The sequence below is a fragment of the Mesorhizobium sp. M7A.F.Ca.US.006.04.2.1 genome (assembly GCF_004022915.1).
In the GTDB taxonomy this organism is placed as follows: domain Bacteria; phylum Pseudomonadota; class Alphaproteobacteria; order Rhizobiales; family Rhizobiaceae; genus Mesorhizobium; species Mesorhizobium ciceri.
This window is the reverse complement of record NZ_RZQA01000530.1, coordinates 1-4,530: the sequence shown is the minus strand read 5'-3', so window position 1 is coordinate 4,530 and position 4,530 is coordinate 1. Positions and strand designations below refer to the sequence as shown.

Below are 4,530 nucleotides of genomic sequence, written 5' to 3'. Positions count from 1 at the left end.
TTTCTGCAGGAAGCGGGTCGCTTCGCTGAGATCGCCAAGTGCCGCGTCGAGAGCGTCGGCGGTGCGGCCGAAACCCTGCAGGTTCGAGGTCCGCACCGCTGCGGCCATATCAGCCAGTTCGGCGATATAACCATGCACATGGTCGCCGCCGCCGAGCGGCAGCTTGCGCATCACCAGATCGATCGCCTGAATGCCGTTGGTGCCCTCGTAGATCGGGGCGATGCGCGCATCACGATAGAAGGCGGCCGCTCCCGTCTCCTCGATGAAGCCCATGCCGCCATGAACCTGGAGGCCGAGTGAGGCAACCTCGACGCCGATATCGGTCGAGAACGCCTTTGCCAGCGGCGTCAGCAGATTGGCGCGGTCGCGCCAGTGGGCCGCCTCGTCACCGGCGGAGACACGGGCCATGTCGATGGCGTGGGCACAGGAATAGCTGATGGCGCGCGCGGTCTGGGTCAGCGCCTTCATGGTCAGCAGGTTACGCTGGACATCGGGGTGATGGACGATAGGCGCCATACCCGTGCCAGTGTAGCTCGCGGCCTTGCCCTGCCGGCGTTCATTGGCATAGGCGATCGCCTTCTGCGTTGCGGCTTCCGCGACCGCTACCCCCTGCATGCCGACACAAAGCCGCGCATTGTTCATCATCGTGAACATGCAGGCGAGGCCCTTGTTCTCCTCGCCGATCAGCCAGCCGACGGCGCCGGGCTTGGCGCCCTGGAAACCATCGCCATAGATCATGGTGCAGGTCGGCGAGGCATGGATGCCGAGCTTGTGTTCAAGTCCGGAACAGAAGACATCGTTGCGCGCGCCGAGCGCGCCATCGTCGCCGACCAGGAATTTCGGCACCAGGAACAGCGATACGCCGCGCGTGCCGGCCGGCGCATCGGGCAGCCGCGCCAGCACCAGATGGATGATGTTGTCGGTGAAGTCGTGCTCGCCATAGGTGATGAAGATTTTCTGGCCGAAGATGCGGTAGCTGCCGTCACCCACCGGCTCCGCGCGGGCGCGCAAGGCGGCGAGGTCCGAACCGGCTTGCGGCTCGGGCAGGTTCATCGTGCCCATCCACTCGCCGGAGACGAGCTTTTCGAGATACTTTGCCTTGAGGTCTGTGGAGGCGTGTTTGTCGAGCGCTTCGACAGCACCCATGGTCAGCGTCGGGCCGATGCCGAAGGCCATGGCGGCGGAGTTCCACATTTCGAGCGCGGCAACGCCAAGCATGGTCGGCAGCGCCTGGCCGCCATATTCCTCAGGCCCGGAGAGCGCGTTCCAGCCGCCATCGATCCAGCGGCGATAGAGTTCCTTCCAGCCGGGTGGTGTGGTGACGGCAGCGTCCTTCAGCACGGCACCTTGCCGATCGCCGATCGTGTAGAGCGGTGCGACCTCTTCAGTGGCGAAGCGGCCGGCCTCGCCAAGAACGGCATCGACCAGGTCATCGCCGAGATCGCCGAACCTGCCGGCATCGAGCGCCGATTTCATGCCGGCGACATGCTTGAGCGTGAAGGCGATATCCTCGACCGGTGCCCTATACATGCCGCTCACTCCTCCTGATGCATCGGCCCGCCCAACCCTAGAGCCGGTGCCGCTGCAAAACCACCCGCCGTATCAGCGGTCTCCCATCTTCTTTTTACGTAAACGTCAAATTTTGTCACGCGGATTTTGCAATCGCGGCGGCGCGTATTAAGTTCAATCCATGCCGGATCAAGTCGACCGGCGACGGATCAGAACCAGCCAACCGGAACCGCCCATGCTTGCCAGACCCGACGCCTATCGCTGCATCGAATGCGGCCTGCCCTATCGAGCGGAGGGGTTCTGCTACCATGGCGGCAGACTGGACCACGGGGCCGCCTACTGGTCGGATCGCGGCATATTATGCTCGCCGCAATGCTCACTCGCCCACCACCGCAAACGCGCCGCCGAGGGCACGCTGCGGCAAGAGCCGGCTCCGGACCCGTTTGAATTCTAGCAGCTGATGCGTCGCCAGCTTTTCTGAAGTCAGCCCCGAAAGTACTTCCTTAACCATAGCCGTTCAGGATTTGTCTTTGATCAACGGGGATTCCCTGTTTTGAAAAGGACGGCGCGTCTCCTTCGCCGCTTGAAGAGTGTCGTGCCGACGCCCTTCAAGCCATTGTTTCCTCCGCATGTCGTTGCCCCAAAACCGCTGCACACTTTTGGCCGACATGCGCTGGCGCTTCTCGCCTTGGCGGCGACGATGGCGCTGTCCACGGCGGCAAAGGCTTCGGATTTTTCCGAGCCCTGGAAGAACGCCGACCGCGGTTTGGTGGTCGATGCCTACGAATACAATTCCATCGATTGGGCCCAACTCGCCACCGACAAGCGGGTCGTCGGCTTCATCAACAAGGCCTCCGACGGCATGCCGCCGCCCTATTTCTGCCTGGGCAACGACATTGAGGTGAAGCTTTGCAAGGCGCTGTGGAAACGCCATGCGGTGACGCGCGAACTGTTCCAGACGCGCCGGGTGGTGGCCAAGGCACTCGGCCTGAAATGGGGCGCCTATCACCTTGCCCGCCCCGGCAATCCGGTCGAGCAGGCCAACAATTTCCTCGATTTCGCCGAGCCTGCGCCGGACGATCTCATGGCTCTCGACATTGAGGGCAATGATCCCTCGCAATGGATGTCGCTCGACGACGCCGAGGAGTTCGTGCGCCAGGTGCATCGGCGCATCGGCCGTTTCCCGGTGCTGTACACCAACGGCAAGACCGCCCAGTACATTGCCGACAACAGCTACCGATACCGGCTCCTGTCGCGGCTACCGCTCTGGTATGCCCGCTACACCAACGACATCGACGTGCATTTTCCGATGGGCAACTGGCAAGGCTACGCACTGTGGCAGTTTTCGGCGCAAGCTAATTGCGGCCGTTTCCGCTGCCCTTACAGGGTTGCCGGCACGCCTAACGACATAGACGTCAATGTCGCGCCGACAGACGCCGCAACGCTGCGCGCGCAATGGCCGTTCGGCGGGCTTATCGACGTGCCGCCGGACTATCTCGCCTCCATACCGCTACCGGTTTCACGCGAGGCCGGCCTCGCCGGCAATGTCACCATCACCTATGCGTCTGTGGCCGCGCCGCCGACTTTCGAGGACATGGTCGCAGCGTTGGGGACACGCTGGTCCCGTTTCCGCGACGGCTTCCGCATGCCGGTCGTGAAGACGGTGCCCCGGAGACTGAGTTTCGGCATTGTACAATATGTCGCCTGGAAGCGGACCGAGCGGCGTTCGCCCGCACAACTCGACGCTGCCTTTGCCGCTGCCGATCCGCTCAGCACCGCTTCCACCGAACTCGATCGCGGCCAGCGGTAAGCCAACGCGGACTTCAGTTTCCCTGTTCGCGCGCCACCGCCTGCCAGCCGATATCGCGGCGGCAGAAACCGTCCGGCCAGTCGATGCGGTCGAGCGCGGCATAGGCTCGTTTCTGCGCCTCGCCGACCGTGGCGCCTGATGCCGTCACGTTGAGGACGCGGCCGCCATTGGCAACCAGCGCGCCGCCATTGATGGCGGTGCCGGCATGGAACACCTGGACGCCGTCGCTTGCCGCGTCTTCGACGCCGCGGATGACCGAGCCCTTTTCCGGCGTGCCGGGATAGCCTCTCGCCGCCATCACGACGGTCAGTGCCGCCTCGTCGCGCCAGCGCACCGAGGTGTGGGCAAGTTGGCCATCAACTGCCGCATTGAGCAGAACCAGCAGATCGTCCTTCAGCCGCATCATCAGCACCTGGCATTCCGGATCGCCGAAGCGGGTGTTGTATTCGATCAGTCTTGGCCCTTTGTCGGTGATCATCAGCCCGGCAAACAGCACGCCGGAAAAAGGCGCGCCCAGTTCGGCCATGCCGCGCATGGTCGGCTCGATGATCTCACGCATGGTGCGCTCGACCAGTTCCGGCGTCATCACCGGTGCCGGCGAATAGGCCCCCATGCCGCCAGTGTTCGGACCGGTGTCGCCGTCGCCGACGCGCTTGTGATCCTGCGCGGTGCCGAAGGGCAGTGCGGTGGTACCGTCGCAGAGGCAGAAGAAGCTCGCCTCCTCGCCGGTCATGAATTCCTCGACCACAACTTCCGCGCCGGCGGCGCCGAAGGAACCATCGAAGCAGGCATCGAGTGCTGCCTGTGCTTCACTGAGCGTCATGGCGACGGTGACGCCCTTGCCGGCAGCGAGCCCGTCGGCCTTGATGACGATCGGCGCCCCGGTCTTTTCGACATAGGCTTTGGCCGAGGCCAGGTCACTGAAACGGCCATAGGCGGCGGTGGGGATGTTGTAGCGGGCGCAGAGGTCCTTGGTGAAACCTTTCGAGCCTTCCAGCCGTGCCGCTGCCTTGGAGGGACCGAAGACGCGGATATTTTCGGCGCGCAGATCGTCGGCAATGCCGGCGACCAGCGGGCCTTCCGGACCGACCACGACGAGGTCGATTTTTTTCTCCCGGCAGAATGCGGTGACCGCGGCGTGATCGGCGATGTCGAGCTTGACCAGTTCGGCCTCGCCGCCAATGCCCGGATTGCCGGGGGCGGCATAAAGC

Annotated in this window: 4 protein-coding genes; 2 read left to right on the top strand and 2 right to left on the bottom strand. The window is 63.9% G+C overall.

Translation table 11 applies throughout. The features are described 5' to 3' along the window. The coding region (locus EN925_RS24440) for an acyl-CoA dehydrogenase family protein (protein WP_128336994.1) at positions 1-1,530 on the bottom strand (1,530 nt) is incomplete at its 3' end. Positions 1,531-1,744: 214 nt separating this feature from the next. On the opposite strand from EN925_RS24440, the gene EN925_RS24435 reads away from it, so the two are divergent. Next, positions 1,745-1,963, top strand: a complete 219-nt coding sequence (locus tag EN925_RS24435) for a hypothetical protein (RefSeq protein WP_013532811.1) — start codon at positions 1,745-1,747, stop codon at positions 1,961-1,963. A gap of 246 nt (positions 1,964-2,209) precedes the next feature. Further along, a complete protein-coding gene (locus tag EN925_RS24430; RefSeq protein WP_164753913.1) occupies positions 2,210-3,319 on the top strand; it encodes a glycoside hydrolase family 25 protein in 1,110 nt (369 codons plus the stop codon). Between the two features lie 13 nt (positions 3,320-3,332). Here the strand turns inward: EN925_RS24430 and purD are convergent. Next, positions 3,333-4,530 (bottom strand): phosphoribosylamine--glycine ligase (gene purD, locus EN925_RS24425; protein ID WP_128336993.1); only part of this gene is annotated, 1,198 nt, incomplete at its 5' end.

Coding starts and splice junctions, on each gene's coding strand:
- EN925_RS24435 (WP_013532811.1), top strand. CDS start 1,745: ATGCTTGCCAGACCCGACGCCTATCGCTGCATCGAATGCGGCCTGCCC.
- EN925_RS24430 (WP_164753913.1), top strand. CDS start 2,210: ATGGCGCTGTCCACGGCGGCAAAGGCTTCGGATTTTTCCGAGCCCTGG.